Annotated in this window: 14 protein-coding genes and 3 pseudogenes; 9 read left to right on the top strand and 8 right to left on the bottom strand. The window is 66.4% G+C overall.

All coding sequences use genetic code 11. From position 1 onward, the window contains the following. Positions 1-140: 140 nt before the first annotated feature. The 4 genes and pseudogenes from KZO24_RS02470 to KZO24_RS02455 all read left to right on the top strand — a co-directional run bounded on the left by KZO24_RS02470 (position 141) and on the right by KZO24_RS02455 (position 4,585). Positions 141-1,727, top strand: a complete 1,587-nt coding sequence (locus KZO24_RS02470; RefSeq protein ID WP_069708130.1) for an isocitrate lyase — start codon at positions 141-143, stop codon at positions 1,725-1,727. Positions 1,728-1,951: 224 nt separating this feature from the next. After that, positions 1,952-2,122 (top strand): hypothetical protein, encoded by a 171-nt coding sequence (locus KZO24_RS02465; RefSeq protein WP_008833082.1) that lies wholly within the window; start codon positions 1,952-1,954, stop codon positions 2,120-2,122. Between the two features lie 512 nt (positions 2,123-2,634). After that, positions 2,635-3,756, top strand: a pseudogene (locus KZO24_RS02460) (diguanylate cyclase domain-containing protein); the annotation flags it as partial. Positions 3,757-3,907: 151 nt separating this feature from the next. Beyond that, positions 3,908-4,585, top strand: coding sequence for a putative bifunctional diguanylate cyclase/phosphodiesterase (locus tag KZO24_RS02455; RefSeq protein ID WP_486486778.1), 678 nt, complete (start codon positions 3,908-3,910; stop codon positions 4,583-4,585). A 124-nt stretch (positions 4,586-4,709) separates the two neighbouring features. Here KZO24_RS02455 and KZO24_RS02450 read toward each other — a convergent pair whose 3' ends face one another. Both KZO24_RS02450 and KZO24_RS02445 read right to left on the bottom strand, forming a co-directional pair. Beyond that, on the bottom strand, positions 4,710-4,949 hold the full coding sequence (locus KZO24_RS02450; RefSeq protein WP_486486777.1) for a hypothetical protein: 240 nt from the start codon (positions 4,947-4,949) through the stop codon (positions 4,710-4,712). Beyond that, positions 4,946-5,353, bottom strand: coding sequence for a TetR/AcrR family transcriptional regulator (locus tag KZO24_RS02445; protein WP_486486776.1), 408 nt, complete (start codon positions 5,351-5,353; stop codon positions 4,946-4,948). Before KZO24_RS02445 ends, KZO24_RS02450 begins: the two co-directional genes overlap by 4 nt. A gap of 123 nt (positions 5,354-5,476) precedes the next feature. Between KZO24_RS02445 and KZO24_RS02440 the strand changes: the two genes are divergently transcribed. Then, the gene (locus KZO24_RS02440; protein ID WP_271184663.1) at positions 5,477-5,803 is read left to right on the top strand and encodes a 2Fe-2S iron-sulfur cluster-binding protein; all 327 of its coding nucleotides are present in this window, start codon (positions 5,477-5,479) and stop codon (positions 5,801-5,803) included. A gap of 66 nt (positions 5,804-5,869) precedes the next feature. Further along, on the top strand, positions 5,870-7,075 hold the full coding sequence (locus KZO24_RS02435; protein WP_486486775.1) for a cytochrome P450: 1,206 nt from the start codon (positions 5,870-5,872) through the stop codon (positions 7,073-7,075). Between the two features lie 4 nt (positions 7,076-7,079). Here the strand turns inward: KZO24_RS02435 and KZO24_RS02430 are convergent, their stop codons facing one another. Further along, entirely contained in the window at positions 7,080-7,964 is an 885-nt protein-coding gene (locus KZO24_RS02430) for an alpha/beta fold hydrolase (RefSeq protein ID WP_271184661.1), read from the bottom strand. A gap of 249 nt (positions 7,965-8,213) precedes the next feature. On the opposite strand from KZO24_RS02430, the gene KZO24_RS02425 reads away from it, so the two are divergent. Both KZO24_RS02425 and KZO24_RS02420 read left to right on the top strand, forming a co-directional pair. Then, positions 8,214-8,411 (top strand): hypothetical protein, encoded by a 198-nt coding sequence (locus KZO24_RS02425; RefSeq protein ID WP_289357396.1) that lies wholly within the window; start codon positions 8,214-8,216, stop codon positions 8,409-8,411. Positions 8,412-8,501: 90 nt separating this feature from the next. Beyond that, positions 8,502-9,827, top strand: a complete 1,326-nt coding sequence (locus KZO24_RS02420) for an MATE family efflux transporter (RefSeq protein WP_271184660.1) — start codon at positions 8,502-8,504, stop codon at positions 9,825-9,827. Here KZO24_RS02420 and KZO24_RS02415 read toward each other — a convergent pair. From KZO24_RS02415 to KZO24_RS02395, 5 genes and pseudogenes are all read right to left on the bottom strand, one after another. Further along, positions 9,814-10,417: pseudogene (locus tag KZO24_RS02415) on the bottom strand (DUF938 domain-containing protein). The gene KZO24_RS02420 and the pseudogene KZO24_RS02415 sit on opposite strands and share 14 nt — an antisense overlap. A gap of 166 nt (positions 10,418-10,583) precedes the next feature. After that, on the bottom strand, positions 10,584-12,134 hold the full coding sequence (locus tag KZO24_RS02410; protein ID WP_271184659.1) for a DHA2 family efflux MFS transporter permease subunit: 1,551 nt from the start codon (positions 12,132-12,134) through the stop codon (positions 10,584-10,586). Next, positions 12,134-13,273 carry an HlyD family efflux transporter periplasmic adaptor subunit gene (locus tag KZO24_RS02405; protein ID WP_069708137.1) on the bottom strand — a complete coding sequence of 380 codons (1,140 nt, stop codon included), beginning with the start codon at positions 13,271-13,273 and terminating at the stop codon, positions 12,134-12,136. Before KZO24_RS02405 ends, KZO24_RS02410 begins: the two co-directional genes overlap by 1 nt. After that, entirely contained in the window at positions 13,266-13,826 is a 561-nt protein-coding gene (locus KZO24_RS02400; protein WP_486486774.1) for a TolC family protein, read from the bottom strand. The genes KZO24_RS02405 and KZO24_RS02400 overlap by 8 nt, the downstream gene beginning before the upstream one ends. Before the next feature lie 169 nt (positions 13,827-13,995). After that, a pseudogene (locus KZO24_RS02395) lies at positions 13,996-14,718 on the bottom strand (TolC family protein); the annotation flags it as partial. A gap of 65 nt (positions 14,719-14,783) precedes the next feature. On the opposite strand from KZO24_RS02395, the gene KZO24_RS02390 reads away from it, so the two are divergent. Then, complete coding sequence (locus KZO24_RS02390) at positions 14,784-15,401, top strand: TetR/AcrR family transcriptional regulator (RefSeq protein WP_430097389.1); 618 nt, start codon at positions 14,784-14,786, stop codon at positions 15,399-15,401. The last annotated feature ends 149 nt before the right edge of the window (positions 15,402-15,550 follow it).

The following is a 15,550-nucleotide window of genomic DNA, read 5'->3' as shown; positions in this document are numbered from 1 at the left end:
ATTCTGTCACAACCACACAACTTTACAAGGAACATCTGTAAAGTTTGACAACAGCACCTCGCAAGGCATTCCGCCGCGCCGTCACCGCGACTACCTCGGCTCCATCGAAAGCAATCGCATCCGCGAAGAGGAACTGAAGCGTGACCTACCAGAGCAAGATCATCGAAGCCGGTAATACGATCGGCACCGAGACCCACTGGAACGGGATCGAGGCCGAATCGGTCGCCCGCATGCGCCTGCAGAACCGCTTCCAGACCGGCCTCGACATCGCCCGCTACACCGCGCGCATCATGCGCGAGGACATGGCGGCCTACGATCTCGACCCCGCCAACTACACACAGTCGCTGGGCTGCTGGCACGGCTTCATCGGCCAGCAGAAGATGATCTCCATCAAGAAGCACTTCGGCACCACCAAGGGGCGCTACCTGTACCTCTCGGGCTGGATGGTCGCGGCATTGCGCAGCGAGTTCGGCCCGCTGCCCGACCAGTCGATGCACGAGAAGACGTCGGTTCCGGCGCTGATCGAGGAACTGTACACCTTCCTGCGCCAGGCCGACGCACGTGAGCTGGGCGGCCTGTTCCGCGATCTCGACAAGGCCCGCGAGGGCGGTGACGAAGTCGAGGCCAAGCGCATCGAGCACGCCATCGACGCCTACGAGACGCATGTGGTGCCGATCGTCGCCGACATCGACGCGGGCTTCGGCAATGCGGAGGCGACTTACCTCCTTGCCAAGAAGTTCATCGAGGCAGGCGCCTGCTGCATCCAGATCGAGAACCAGGTCTCGGACGAAAAGCAGTGCGGCCACCAGGACGGCAAGGTCACCGTCCCGCACGAGGACTTCATCGCGAAGATCCGCGCGGTCCGCTACGCCTTCATGGAACTGGGCGTCGACGAGGGCCTGATCGTGGCGCGCACCGACTCGCTCGGCGCCGGCCTCACCAAGCAGATCGCCTTCACCCGTGAAGCGGGCGACATCGGCGACCAGTACAACGCCTTCCTCGACTGCGAGGAAGTCGAGACGGTCGGCCACGGCGACGTTCTCATCAGCCGGGACGGCAAGCTGCTTCGTCCCAAGCGCCTGCCCAGCAACCTCTACCAGTTCCGTTCGGGAACCGGCGAGGACCGCTGCGTGCTCGACAGCATCCACGCCCTGCAGAACGGCGCGGACCTGCTGTGGATCGAGACCGAGAAGCCGCACATCGGCCAGATCGGCGGAATGGTCAGCCGCATCCGCGAGGTGATCCCGAACGCCAAGCTGGTCTACAACAACTCGCCCAGCTTCAACTGGACGCTCAACTTCCGCCAGCAGGTCTTCGATGCCTGGCAGGCGGCGGGCAAGGACGTCTCGGCCTTCGACCGGGCGCGCCTGATGAGCATCGACTACGACGCCACCGAGCTGGCGGCAGAAGCCGACGAGCGCATCCGCACCTTCCAGAAGGACGCGGCGCGCGAGGCAGGCATCTTCCACCACCTCATTACCCTGCCGACGTACCACACCGCCGCGCTGTCGACCGACAATCTGGCGAAGGAATACTTCGGTGACGCCGGGATGCTCGGCTACGTAAAGGGCGTGCAGCGCGAGGAGATCCGCCAGGGCATCGCCTGCGTGAAGCACCAGAATATGGCCGGCTCGGACCTCGGCGACGACCACAAGGAATACTTCGCCGGCGAGGCCGCCCTGAAGGCCGGCGGCGCGCACAACACGATGAACCAGTTCGCGGCCTGAGGCGGCGGGGGAACCAGTTCGCCGCGTAAGGCGCAGCCCCCACGTTCGTCATTGCGAGCGTAGCGAAGCAATCCAGGGCGGTGTCACAATGCCCTGGATCGCCACGGGCCTTCGGTCCTCGCGATGACGAAGATGGGGTCGAGTTTAGAATTAGGAAGAAGCCAACGGGACAGTCCCTGCGGCACTTGGGGAAGCACCCCCGCATAGCAAGGAAAGGACATAGCATGACCACCATGACCGCAGAACCGACCCGCGCTCGCGCGGTGCTCTCGAACGAGGACTTCAAGCTCCTTCAGGAAGCCGTCGTCTTCTACCTCAAGGCGCACGAGGACGATCCGATCTCGTCCAAGTACTCCAACCTCTATCACCGTCTCGGCAGCGCGATCCGCCGCTGAGGCAGCTCAAGAGTTTTCCTGGGGAGGAAAGCTTGGCCCGTCGCACCCGTGTGCGGCGGGCCATTTGCATTGGAGCGAAGAGGGGGACACGAACGGCCGTCTTCGCGCAACTGCGAAGGCGCCCGGTCAGCTTGCGTCAATCATATCGGCCTAACCTGCGCCTTGCGACGTCACCGGAATCAAGGATGCGACGAAGTGCGAAGGTTCGCTTCCAGCGTTAGCCGACTGCCCGAATTCCGGGCGATCGGCGCCCCGCGGTTACCAAAAGTTCATGCTCCAGACCCTTGAAATTGCGCGCCCCGCTTCGTCATACCTTTGTCGCCATAGGGCAGAAAATTAACCACCTGCCTCATAGCCTGCTCCAAACCAGATGGGGATCTGCGTTGTATTTGGGGCTTAAACAGGACGTAACCGGCGAGGAACTCGCGCTCGCCATCGCGGAGCGCGGAGACCTGCCTTCGCTCGACACCGCGCTTCAGGCGGCCTCGCTCGCCGAGACGCGGCTGCGCGAGGTGATCGAGGCGATTCCGCAAGGCATCGTCTTCCTTGACGAGGAGGATCGCTACATCCTCTGGAACGAGCAGTACGCCCAGATCTACGAGAAGTCGGCCGACCTGCTGGTGCCCGGCGCCAAGCTCGGCGACGCGCTGCGCATCGGCATCGCGCGGGGCGACTACCCCGAAGCGGCCGGGCGCGAGGAGGAATGGCTCGCCAGCCGCCTCGCACTGCTGCGCCAGCCTTCGCACCGCCACGAGCAGTGGCTGTCGAACGGCCGCTGCATCATGATCGAGGAGCGCCGCCTCGAAAGCGGCGGCTCGATCGGCGTGCGCGTGGACATCACCGACCTCAAGCAGAAGGAAGACGCCTTCCGCCTGCTGTTCGAACGCAACCCGCTGGCGATGTTCGTCTACGACCCCGAAAGCGGCTGCATCCGCACCGCCAACGAGGCCGCCTGCGCCCTGTTCGGTTATACCCCACAAGAAATGGCGGACCTCCCGGCCGGTGATCTGTTCCCCGAGACTTCGCGCGCCCACGCTGCGGAATTGCTCGTCACCGACCGCGCCGATACCGGCGACAGCTGGAAGATGCTGCGGCGCGACGGCACCGCGATCGAGACCGTGATCGCCACGCGCGTCTCCGACCTCGAGGGCTTTTCCGGCACCATCGTCTCGATCTTCGACGTCACCGAACGACGCCGCATCGAGCAGCGCATGGCGCACATGGCACGCCACGACGAACTGACCGGCCTCGCCAACCGCGCCCATTGCCGCGCCCAGCTCAACGACCTGCTGACGAACGCCGGCCCGCAGGAAACGGCAACGCTGGCGATGATCGACCTCGATCATTTCAAGCCGGTCAACGACACCTACGGCCACCACTTCGGCGACATCGTCCTGACCGAAGCGGCGCGGCGCATGCGCGAGCTGATCCCGCCCGAGGCCCTGCTGTGCCGCATCGGCGGCGACGAATTCGCGCTGATCTTCCGCCGCTCCAGCCTGACGCAGGCGGAACTGGTGGCCAAGTCGATCATCACCACCCTGTCCGAGCCCTTCTTCGTGCAGGGCCACATGATCCACATCGGCGCAACAATCGGCTTCGCCTCCGCGCCTTACGATACCCGCGATCCCGAGACGCTGCTGCGCTACGCCGACCTTGCGCTCTACGCCGCCAAGGGCGAGCGGCGCGGCACATGTCGCAGCTTCGAAGCCGGGATGGACGCCGCCGCGCAGGAGAAGAACCGCCTCGAGATCGACTTGCGCGCCGCCGTGCGCGAGGGGGCTGGCAGTGCACTACCAGCCGATCGTCGATCTCCAGAGCGGGCAGATCGAGTGCTACGAAGCGCTGCTGCGCTGGAACCATCCCGAGCGCGGCGCGGTGCCACCCGACGTCTTCGTGCCCCTCGCGGAGGAGATCGGCCTGATCGACCAGATCGGCCGCTTCGTGCTCGGCAGCGCCTGCAGCGCGGCGATGCAATGGCCGGACCACGTCAAAGTCGCGGTCAACGTCTCACCGCTGCAGTTCCGCAACGGCAACCTGCTGAGCACGGTGATCAACGCCCTCTCCACCTCCGGCCTCGCCGCCGAGCGTCTGGAACTGGAGATCACCGAGGCGGTGCTGATGGAGAAAGGCCCGCGTCCTTCAGCGATCATCCGCAACTTGCGCGCCTTCGGCATCGGCATCTCGCTCGACGATTTCGGCACCGGCTACTCTTCGCTGAGCTACCTGCTCAACTACCCCTTCACCAAGATCAAGATCGACAAGTCGTTCATCCTGAACCTGCACCATGAAGCCAATTCACGCGCCGTCATCCGCGCCGTGATCGGCCTCGGCCGCAGTCTTGGCCTGATCGTGACGGCCGAGGGTATCGAAAGCGACATGGAGCGGGAATACCTGCGCGATGAAGGCTGCACGCAGGGACAGGGCTATCTGTTCGGCAAGGCGATGCCGGCGATGACCAATTAAGGTAATCCCGCCTCCCTTCGTCTCCCACATTTCGTCATTGCGAGCGCAGCGAAGCAATCCGGGGCAGTTGAACGCCGCCCTGGATTGCTTCGCTACGCTCGCAATGACGAAGGTTGGGTGAACCTCACGCCGCCAAGGCCCGGCGGCAGAACTCCCACAATTCGCCCGCCAGTTCCTCGCGCCCGGTGCGGTCGGGAATACCCTCCTCCTCCGCAAGCAGCACCGTATGCACGGTGGTCGATACGAGGTTGTAGACCAGCCGTGCCTGCAGTTGCGGATCGGCCCGCCGGAAGGCCCCGACGGCGATGCCGTCCGCGACATGCCCGGCGATCAGGTCGAGCAGCGGCTCCAGCGCCGAGTTCAATTCCCCTGCCGTGTCTGGGCGAGCCGCAAGTGCTCGCGGCTGAGCGCCGCCCCGCGCCGGTTCGCGCCCAACCGGTCCTGTCCGAGCTGGCCGACCACGATTCCCGTCACGATCGCCCGCAGCGCCTCCACCGGCCCCTCGCAGCGCGCAGTAATGTCCCGGAACTGCAGTGCCGCCGTCCGCAGCGAGCTGTCGAACACCGCCAGCACGAGGTCGTCCTTGCCCTGGAACCGTTCATAGAACGCCCGCCGCGCCAACCCTGCCCGCGCCAGCACCGCGCGGATCGTCAGGCCCTCCAGCCCCGATTCGTCGAGCAGGTCGTAGGCGGCACGGATGAGCAGCAACGCGCGGTCGCCTTCGGGTGCTTCGGGCGCGGTGAACAGCGGCGGATAGGCGGTCGTCATCCTTGAAGCGCTACGCCCGCGGGGGCCCCGGTCCAGCCCTGCGTCGATGCGATTGACTTGGCCGCCCTCAAGCGCGTACAAGAATGAGAACAATGTTCTCACAGGACAACGAGAGAGGAAACCATGCCGCAGATCACTTACGTCGATCACGACGGGCACCAGACGCGCGTTGACATACCGCTTGGCGAGAACGTCATGCGCGGGGCGCTGTACAACGGCATCGAGGGCATCGTCGGCGAATGCGGCGGCGGCCTCTCGTGCGCGACCTGCCATTGCTACGTGGACGAGGACTGGGTCAACACGGTGGGCGGTCCCTCGTCCGACACCGAGGCCGAACTGCTCGAAGCCGTAGCCGGCGAGCTTCGGCCGAGCAGCCGCCTCTCTTGCCAGATCGAAATGACCACCGCGCTCGACGGGCTGGTCATCCACCTGCCCGAAACGCAGTTCTGAGGGAGAGGACGCCATGCCTATCGACGCCGCCAATCCCGTGCCCCCAGCTTCCCGCGCCATGTCGGGATGGACCAGGTGCCCGCCCACGTTCCGCCCGAACTGATCCGGCAGTCGGGCCTCACCGTCGGGCCGGACTTCCTTGCGAACCCCCACGACTTCATGGCCGCGCTGCATGAAAAGCAGCCGCCGATCTACTACGACGTCAGCCCGATGGGGAACATGTGGCACCTCATCAAGCATGAGGACGCGCTGTTCGGCCTGCGCCACCCGGACATCTTCTCGAACGAGGGGGCCACGCCCTTCCCGCGCGATCCGGACGACTACTTCTACTTCATCCCGATCGAGATCGACCCGCCGCACCACCGCAAGTACCGCAACATCGTCGATCCGGTGTTCAGCCCGCAGGGCGTGCTCAAGCTGGAGGAGCAGATCCGCCAGCGCGCCAACGGGTTGATCGACGAGATCGAGGCGAAAGTCGCCGCCGGAGGGACTTGCGAGTTCACCGAGGACTACGGCCGCCCGCTGCCGGTCACGGTGTTCCTCGACATCATGGGCCTGCCACAGGACATGCGCGACGAGTTCGTGGACTGGGCGATGAAACTCCTCCATTCGAACGACCGCGCGGTGATGGGCGAGACGATGGGCAAGATCACCGCCTATCTGCGCCAGGCGATCGAGGAGAAGAAGGCGAATCCCGACGACGGCGTCGTCAGCCGCATCGCCCACTCCGCGCCCGAGGGCGTGCCGCTGTCGGACAAGGAGATCTTCGGCTTCGTCTGCTTCCTGTTCATCGCCGGGCTCGACACCGTGTTCGCGACGCTGAACAATATCTGGCTCTACCTTGCCGAGAATCCGGACAAGCTCGCTGAAATCCACAGCCGCCCGCAGGACATCGACAAGATCGTCGAAGAACTGCTGCGCCGCTGGTCGGTGACGTTCTCGGGTCGGGTCCTCGACAAGGACTACGAGATGCGCGGCGTGCAGATGAAGAAGGGGGACCGCGTCACCTTTGTCCTGCCCGCCTGCAACTTCGACCCCGAAGTGTTCCCGAACCCCAAGGAGGTGGACTTCGACCGCCCGCGCAAGACGATCCTGGCCTTCACCGTGGGCGTCCACAGTTGCATGGGCGCACACCTCGCCCGGCTGGAAGTGAAGATCGCGCTGCAGGAATGGCTGAAGCGCATCCCGGCATTCTCGGTGAAGCCGGGCACGCGGATCGAGTACCGCCCCGGCGGCGTGATCGGGCCAGAGCACCTGCCGCTGGTCTGGTAGCCCGTCAGCCCACCTTGCGAGGCGGCCTTGCGAGAATATCCAGCAAGGCCGCCTCGAACGCTTGGGGGCGCTCGTACATCGCCCAGTGCCCGGCGTCCTCGACGACGCGGAACTCGGCGTCGGGCTGGACGGTACGCAGCGCCGCCTCCTGCGTGGCCGGGTCGGGATGCGGCAGGTCGAACGCGCCCCAGATCGCGTCTACAGCGACGCGGACCTCCGGAAGCACTTTGACCAGTCTGTCGGGAAGCACCAGCGGCGGTGCATGAAGCCGCGCAGCCTTGGCAGTCGGCAGCAGCATGTGAATCGCAAGGTCGTCGGCGCTCTCGGGGTGATGGAGCATAAGCCCGAGCAGATTGGCCTTGAGAGCGGCGCGGCGCTCCTCCCCAACCAGACCGCTGATCCGGCCGAGGCGCGGGTGCCCCATCGGCGTTCCCAGCCCGCCGCAGCCGACGATCACCAGCCTGCGCGCCGTGCCCGGATGCAGCGCCGCCAGATGCGCCAGCGCGACGCCGCCGAACGAGAAGCCGCACAAATCGGCAGGCATCTTTTCCGCGCCGAGGATCGCAGACAATCCCCGGGCAAGCGCGGCCGAGATGCCTGCATGGTCGTTGCTCGCGGGCATGGCCGAATCCCCGTGGCCCGGCAGGTCGGGCACGATCAGCCGCCGGTGGCGAGACAGTCGCTCTATGTTGCGGACCCAGTGCGTCCAGGACCCTTGCGCGCCATGTGCAAGGACCAGCGGCGCCCCTTCGCCCCAGATTCGCCATGCCATCGTCCCGTCGCCGCACGGAGTTTCGACCCGCCTCGCCTGCGACTCGAGCGAATCAAGATAGATGGCCGGGCCGGTATTCTGCTCGAATTTTCCGGTGTCGGTGCCCATTTGGGTCATGCCTCTCTCCTTCGATCCCCATCGGATCATCGCAGGAGACGATGCGCAACAGGCACCCCGCAATCATCGCCGGGATGACAGCGCAGGACATGCAACACCGCAGAAACGCGCGGGAAATGGGCGAAGGAAAAATTGCATGCTGCGCAGCATGAAATGCATTTCCCGCTTTGCCAAAGCCGGATTCTTGTGCAATGTGGTCGGTGAAAGGTTCATGTAACCTTACCGGTGTTGGGAGAGAGCGCGCCGGGGATGAGAAATCACTCCGGCGCGCCGATTTCTTCGCAGATGCAGCAGAAGCTGCCTGATCCACCAACTTTCAACAATCTCCCTGATTTACGCGGGTTTGGCAAGCCCTCATTGCGTGCGCTTTCCTTGCACCTTCAGCCGGGTATCGCACTGCAACATGGCGTGCCCTTAGGAAAACCGCCGATCCTGCGCCTGGAGTGATTCGCGAAGGTGGGACAATATGTCCTGATCGCAGCGGCGATTCTCCGGTTCGTTTGCCCCTGCGGGTGCGCTTGGCTAGACCCCGGTTCCGTGACCGTCTCCCCGCCCTCTCCCGCCCGCCAGCTCTGGGCCATCGCCCTGCCCGCAATGCTGACCAACGTGGCCACCGCTCTGTTCGGCCTTGCCGACATGTGGGCGATCGGACGGCTCGGCGACGCCCCGGCGCAAGGGGCGGTCGAACTGGGGGCCAAGTTCATGCTCGGTCTGCTCAACGTCTTCAACTTCCTGCGCACCAGCACCGTCGCGCTGACCGCGCAAAGTAGCGGGCGCGGTGACGGCGACGGGGGCGAGACGCTGGCACGCGCGATGGCGGTGGCGCTCGGCATCGGCGCGGTGCTGCTCACGGCCATGCCGCTCGCGATCCCGCTGGGCCTCGACGTGCTGGGCGCCGAGGGGCCGGTGCGCGAGGCGGCCCGCAGCTACGTCGCGGTGCGCTACTGGGCGGGGCCGGTGTGGCTGGCGAACTGCGTGCTGGTGGGCTGGCTGATCGGACGACGCAAGGTTCGCCATGTCCTGGTGGTCGAGATCATCGCGAACCTCGTCCACATCGCCCTCGACCTGCTGCTGGTGCTCGTCGTGCGCTGGGGCGTGGCCGGGGTAGCGACGGCGACGGTGAGTTCCGAAGCCCTCAAATTCCTCCTGCTGGCCGCGATCGTCGTGCGCGAGGGCGCGGCGCGCGATGCGCTGGCGGCCCTCGGCCGCAAGGGGACGTGGGCACGGAGCGAACTCGCGCGGCTCTTCGCGCTCAACCGCGACCTGTTCGTGCGCACCCTGCTGCTGACCGGCTCGATCCTGCTGTTCGCCCGCGTCGGTGCCCGCGCCGGGCCAGTCACGCTGGCTGCCAACGGCGTGCTGTTCCAGATCTTCATGCTGGCGACACTCCTGCTCGACGGGTTCGAGAGCGGCGCGCAAGTGCTCTGCGGCGAGGCGCTTGGCGCGCAGTCGCGAGCGCGTTTCACCGCCGCCGTACGTTCCGCGCTGGTATGGGGCGGCGTGACCGGGCTTGCCGTCGCGGCGCTTTACGCGCTGGCGGGCGCCCGGCTCGCGGCGGCGTTTAGCACCGACCCTGCCGTAGTCGCCGCGACCGCGCAGTATGCGCCGTGGCTGGCAGTGCTGCCGGTGCTGGGCGTGTCGTCCTTCGTGTTCGACGGCGTGTTCGTCGGCGCCGGATGGACGCGGGCGATGCTGGGGACGATGGCGGCGGCGATGGCAGCCTACCTCGCCCTGCTGTGGGCGCTTCAGCCGCTCGGCAACCATGGCTTGTGGGTAGCTTTCGCGGTGTTGTTCGGCGGCCGCGCGGTGGGCCAGGCGCTGGTCCTGCCGCGCCTGATCCGGCGCAGCTTCAGCGCTTCCTGAAGACCAGCATCAGATTGTTGGCGGGCATCTCGACGAGACTGTCGAACGCCAGGCCATTGTCCAGAGCGCAGGCGCGCACGGTTTCCACGCTGCGCAGGCCCCATTCCGGGTTGCGCCGCTTGAGGTCCTCGTCGAAGGCCGCGTTGCTGGGCTCGAGCGTCAGCCCCTCTCGCCGATAGGGGCCGTACAGCACCAGCGGGTAGCCCGATTCCAGCACCCGCGCGGCGCCGGCCATGAGGCCCTCCGTCGCGGTCCAGGGGCTGATGTGGATCATGTTGATGCAGACGACCGCCTGTGCCTCCGTGATCGGCCATTCATGCGAGGCCGCGTCCAGTTCCAGCGGCGCGCGCAAGTTTGCCAGCTCCGCCTGCCCCCCATGCCGCGATCGAGGCGCGCGCGTTGGCATCGGGATCGGTCGGCTGCCAGACGAGGTCGGGCAAGGCGGCGGCGAAGTGGATGGCATGCTCGCCGGTGCCGCTGGCGATCTCCAGCACATGGCCGGATACCGGCAGCACGTCGCGCAGGACCGACAGGATCGGGTCACGGTTGCGGGCAGTGGCGGGAGCCTCTCGGCGGGCGTCGTTTTCCATTGCCTTGCAATGGGATCGCCGCCCCGGTTCGGCAAGAGCGACCTGCGCCCGAAGGGTGCGTCGGCCGGACGGAAAGCGGGGGGACTGGGGGGCTGTCTGTGCTTTCGGTCCGGCCGACGCGCCGGTGCCGCCTGTTCGGGGGCGGCGACACCGGCTGTCTGGTAACTCAGTGCCCTGCGGCGGGCTTCACGTTCTTGGGCGGGCGCGGAGCCAGCCAGATGGTCATCGCGGCAAGGAACAGGGCGATGGCGCTGATCACGAACAGCTCGCCCGTGGCCACCGCGGTGCCCTGATTCTCGACCATCTGCGCGATCGCCACGCGCGCCTGCTCGGCACTGAAGCCTTGCTGCTGGAGCGCCTGCGAGGTCGCGTCCGCCCCGTTGAGCACGCCCGACAGGTCGGCGCTGCGCGAACGCGACATGTCGCTCCACACGGTGGTGATGATCGCCGTCGCCACCGCGCCTGCCAGGGTTCGCCCGAAGTTGGCGATACCGGCGGCCGAGGCGGTCTCGTGCGGCTGCACCGAACTGAGGCTGATGGTGGTGAGCGGCACGATCATCAGCGAGACGCCGACACCCTGCAGCAGCTGCGGGATGGCAATCGTCCAGAACGTGATGTCGGTAGACCATGTCATGCGCATCAGCGCGCAGACACCGATCCACGAGACGCCGATAAACACCAGCAGGCGCGGGTCGAACCGCTTCATCAGCGCCGGCACGAAGGGCGATGCGACCACCGCCAATACGCCCGAGAAGGCCATCGCCCGCCCCGCCTCCGTGGCGGTATAACCCATCGAGGTCTGAAGCCACTGCGGGATGACCACGATCGAGGCGAAGTACGTACCGAAAGCGATCGTCAGCGAGGCCGTGGACGCAGAGAACCCTCGATAGCGGAACACGCTGAGGTTCACGATCGGGTGTTCCTCGGTCAGCTCCCAGATCAGGAAGGCGATGAAGAACACGCCCGCGATGCACGCCAGCGCGACGATCTTGGTGGAGGAGAACCAGTCCTCGTCCCGCCCGAGGTCGAGCATCATCTGGAACGCGCCGATGAAGATCACCAGCAGCGCCAGCCCGATCTTGTCTATCGGCAGCTTCTGGGTCGGCGTCTCCTGCCCGCGCAGCAGCACCGCCACGCCGAAGAAGATCAGCGCCACGATCGGCACGTTGATGAAGAAGATCCACTCCCACGACCAGTTGTCGGAGATGTAGCCGCCCAGGATCGGACCGGCGATCGGCGCGGTCACGACCGTCATCGCCCACATCGCCATCGCCTTGGGCTGCATCTCCTTGGGGAAGATCTTCAGCATCAGCGTCTGCGTCAGCGGCATCAGCGGCCCGCCGCAGAAGCCCTGCCCGAGACGGAAGATGACCAGTGCCGAGAGCGTCCCCGAAAGCCCGCACAGCGTCGAGAATATCCCGAAGCCGACCAGCGAGAACATGAATACCCGCAAGGCGCCGAAGCGGTTGGCGAGCCAGCCCGTCAACGGCACGCAGATCGCCTCGGCGACCGCGTAGGACGTGATGACCCAGGTGCCGCTCGACACCGAGACGGCAAGGCCGCCCGCAATGTGCGGCACCGAAACGTTGGCGATCGTGGTGTCGAGCACGACGATGAAGTTGGCCATGGCGAGCACGAAGCCCGCCAGGATCAGCTTGGCGCCGGTCAGCGGTGGTCCGCTTTCCTGCGCCGCTGCAGCCGGAGCGCCGCCGGCCATCAGTCGTTGTCCGTCAGGTCGATCTCGGCTTCCATCGACAGGCCGATGCGCAGCGGGTGCTCCTTCAGCTCCTTGGGATCGAGCTGGATGCGCACCGGCAGGCGCTGCACCACCTTGATCCAGTTGCCGGTCGCGTTCTGCGCCGGGATCAGCGAGAACGCCGCGCCGGTGCCACCCGAGAAGCCGACGACCTTGCCGTGGTATTCGACCTTGCCGCCGTAGAAGTCGGAAGTCAGCGTAGCCTTCTGGCCCGAGCGGACCTTGCCGAGCTGATCTTCCTTGAAGTTCGCGTCGACGTAGAGTTCACCCACCGGCACGACGGTCATCGCCGCCTGCCCGCTCTGGATGCGCTGGCCGACCTGGATGCTGCGCCGGGACACGACGCCGTCGATCGGCGCGCGCACGATGGTGCGTTCGAGGTCGAGCTTCGCCTGCTCCAGCTGGGCCTGCGCCTGCAGGATCTCCGGCGCGGTCTGCAGGGTCGTGCCCTTGGTGAGCGCGACGGCGGCCTCTTCCTGGCGGCGGGCGCTGCGGGCGTTTTCCTGCGCCTGCGCGACGGCGGCCTGGGCCTGCTGGTAGGATGCCTTTGCCGAGTCCAGCGCCTGGCGCGCGGTCGTCAGTTCCTCATTGGACACCGCGCCGGTGCCCGAAAGGGCCGCACGGCGCTTGTAGTCTTCCTGGGTCTTGGTCAGCGTCGCCTGCGCGGAGGCGAGCCCGGCGCGCGCAGTGTTGATCTGCGCGTCGCTCGCCCCGGCGGCGGCGCCCAGCGCCGCGTTGTTGGCGATCGACTGGCCGTAGCGGCGCTGCATCATCGCAAGGTTGGCTTCGGCCTGCTGGACCGCGATCTTCTGGTCGGAGTCCTCGATGCGGAACAGCAGCTGGCCCTTGCGCACCGGCTGCGTGTCGGTGACGAGCACCTCGACCACGCGGCCCGAAGTCAGCGGGGTGACCTGCGCGTTCTCACCGGCGACATAGGCATTGTCGGTCGAGACCGTGCGGCTGCCGATGAACTCCGCGTAGAGGAACCACAGGCCGCCGATCACGACGACTGCGCCGCCAAGGCCGAGCAGAAGGTTCTTGCGCTTGCTCTTGTCCACGACGGTGCTCGAACCGGCGTCGTTGGGGGTTTCGTCACTCATCGGGGGTGGCCTTCTTGGCTGAATCGTCTGCATATCCGCCGCCCAGGGCGCGCTTGAGCGCGACTTCGCTGGCGAGCGTGGCGAAGTGAGCGTCGACCGCGCCGAGGCGGGTGTCGAGCGCGGTGGTTTCGGCGCTGAGCACGTCGATATAGGTGCTCAAACCGCCCTTGTAGCGCTGGAGCGCGAGGCCGTAGGCGGCGTTCGCCTCGGTCCGGGCTTCGAGCGCGTGGCGCTCCTGCTCACCGGCCGAAGTGCGGGTGGAAAGCGCGTCGGCGACTTCCTGCAGCGCACCGATCACCGACTTGTTGTAGCTGGCGACCATCGTGTCGTAGCCGCCGCGTGCCAGGCGATAGCGACCCGAAAGCGCCCCGCCCTGGAAGATCGGCAGGCTCACCGCCGCACCCGCGCTGCCATAGTCCGAACCGCCGTCGAACAAGTGCGAGATGCCCAGCGAGCTGAGGCCGATGAGGCCGCTCAGCGAGATGTCGGGAAGGAACGACTTCTTCGCATACTCGACGCCCTTGTCGGCCGCCTGCACCAGCTTGCGCGACATGACGATGTCGGGGCGACGACCGGCGAGCGCGATGCCCGCATCGGCCGGCACCGGCGTAGCGGCGATGGTCGCGATCGACGGGGGTGAGCGTCAGGGTGCGATCGGGACCAGCGCCGAGCAGCGCGGCGAGCGCGTGGCGGCGCTTCTCGATCTGCTCGCGGTTGGCGGCGACGTCGATCCGTGCGCGGGCGGCTTCGGCGTTGGACTGGCGCAGCGGGCTCTGGTTGTCGAGGCCCTGCGTCACGCGCTGGCCGACCAGCTTGGCCGAACCTTCGCGCGCGGCCAGCGTCTCGTCGAGCACCTTCTGGCGTTCGAGCAGGCGGCCGAGGTCGAAGTAGGACGACACGACTTCCGAGGCGAGCACCAATTCGGCCTGCCGCTCGTCGGCGACAGCGGCCTCGGCAGCCGAAGTCGCGGCCGCAAGGAGTGCGCGGTTCTTGCCCCAGATGTCGAGGTTGAGGTTGGCGGACAAGGCAAGCATGCCATAGTCCTTCCAGCCCTTGGGCAGCGCGGCGACCGGAGTGCCGTTGTTGTAGCTCTGTTTCTCGACCGAGGCCGAGCCCTGCCCGCCGATGCTGGGCAGCAGCGCGGCGCGCGAGGATTCGAGCGCGCCCTGCGCCTGGCGGATGCGGGCCAGCGCTGTGGCGACATCGGGCGAACCCTTGATCGCCTCGTCCACCAGACCGTCGAGCTGGGGATCGCCGTAAGCGGTCCACCAGCGCTCCTGCGGCCATTCGGCAGCGGTGCCCTGGATCGAGGCGGCGCTGTCGAGGGTCGACGGCGGGCGCAGCTCGGGACGTGGCCCAAGGTCGGGCGCACCGCACCCGGCGAGCGAACTGGAGGCGATCAGCAGCGCGGCCGTCGCGACTCGGGGGGAGAATTTTGTACTCATCGGTACGGTCCAAATCGTTTGCCGGCTTGTTTCTGTCAATAAAAAACTGTACTAGAGAGTACACCATGATGGAAAAGACCGGAATTTCAAAGCGCGAGGCGAACAAGGCCCGCAAACGCGCGGAGATCGTGCAGGTCGCCTCGGGCATGTTCCTCGAACAAGGTTACGCCGAGACGACGATGTCCGCGATCGCCGATACCGTGGGCGGATCGAAGGCGACCTTGTGGGCGCACTTCGCCTCGAAGGAAGAGTTGTTCACCGCCGTCGTCGACCTCCACGTCGAAACGTTCGCGCGCGATGTTGAAGAAGTGCTGACCGGGCAGACCTTCTCGGTCCCGGCGCTGCGCCGGGCGTGCCTGCGCTTCATCGACTGCCTGCTGCGCGACAATTCGGTCATGCTCTACCGCCTTGTGGTGAGCGAGGGTGAGCGGTTTCCCGAGATCAAGGAGACCTTCTACATGCGCGGCCCGGTCAAGCTGCGCTGCGCCATCGCAGACTTCTTCGCCACGCGCTTCGATGTCGATGAAGCGCAGCAGCTGACACAGCTCACGATGTCTGCGGTTACGGGCTATCGCACCGACGTGCTGCTGCGCCCCGACCCCGTCGGGCAGGCCCAGCACGAGGCCTTCGTCGACAACCTGCTCTCGCACAGCGTCTGGCCGCCGGAGAAGGACGCCGACTGAAAGGCTGCCTACATTCGTCATTGCGAGCGTAGCGAAGCAATCCAGGGCGGGTTGCGACTGCCCTGGATTGCCGCGCGGCTTCGCCGCTCGCAATGACGATGCAGGGGTAGCCTCGGCCATGGTGGCGGTCTTCCGGCCCACTCCCCAAC

Source organism: Novosphingobium sp. NFX11, from assembly GCF_057376415.1.
The sequence above is the reverse complement of the archived record's forward strand: the minus strand, read 5'-3'. Positions and strand labels throughout refer to the sequence as shown.

What these genes read in the sequence shown, in the direction of transcription:
- KZO24_RS02425 (WP_289357396.1), top strand. Translation starts at nt 8,214, where the DNA reads ATGAGAAATCACTCCGGCGCGCCGATTTCTTCGCAGATGCAGCAGAAG.
- KZO24_RS02430 (WP_271184661.1), bottom strand. Translation starts at nt 7,964, where the DNA reads ATGACCCAAATGGGCACCGACACCGGAAAATTCGAGCAGAATACCGGC.
- KZO24_RS02465 (WP_008833082.1), top strand. Translation starts at nt 1,952, where the DNA reads ATGACCACCATGACCGCAGAACCGACCCGCGCTCGCGCGGTGCTCTCG.
- KZO24_RS02445 (WP_486486776.1), bottom strand. Translation starts at nt 5,353, where the DNA reads ATGACGACCGCCTATCCGCCGCTGTTCACCGCGCCCGAAGCACCCGAA.
- KZO24_RS02435 (WP_486486775.1), top strand. Translation starts at nt 5,870, where the DNA reads ATGGACCAGGTGCCCGCCCACGTTCCGCCCGAACTGATCCGGCAGTCG.
- KZO24_RS02400 (WP_486486774.1), bottom strand. Translation starts at nt 13,826, where the DNA reads ATGTCGCGCAAGCTGGTGCAGGCGGCCGACAAGGGCGTCGAGTATGCG.
- KZO24_RS02405 (WP_069708137.1), bottom strand. Translation starts at nt 13,273, where the DNA reads ATGAGTGACGAAACCCCCAACGACGCCGGTTCGAGCACCGTCGTGGAC.
- KZO24_RS02410 (WP_271184659.1), bottom strand. Translation starts at nt 12,134, where the DNA reads ATGGCCGGCGGCGCTCCGGCTGCAGCGGCGCAGGAAAGCGGACCACCG.
- KZO24_RS02390 (WP_430097389.1), top strand. Translation starts at nt 14,784, where the DNA reads ATGATGGAAAAGACCGGAATTTCAAAGCGCGAGGCGAACAAGGCCCGC.
- KZO24_RS02440 (WP_271184663.1), top strand. Translation starts at nt 5,477, where the DNA reads ATGCCGCAGATCACTTACGTCGATCACGACGGGCACCAGACGCGCGTT.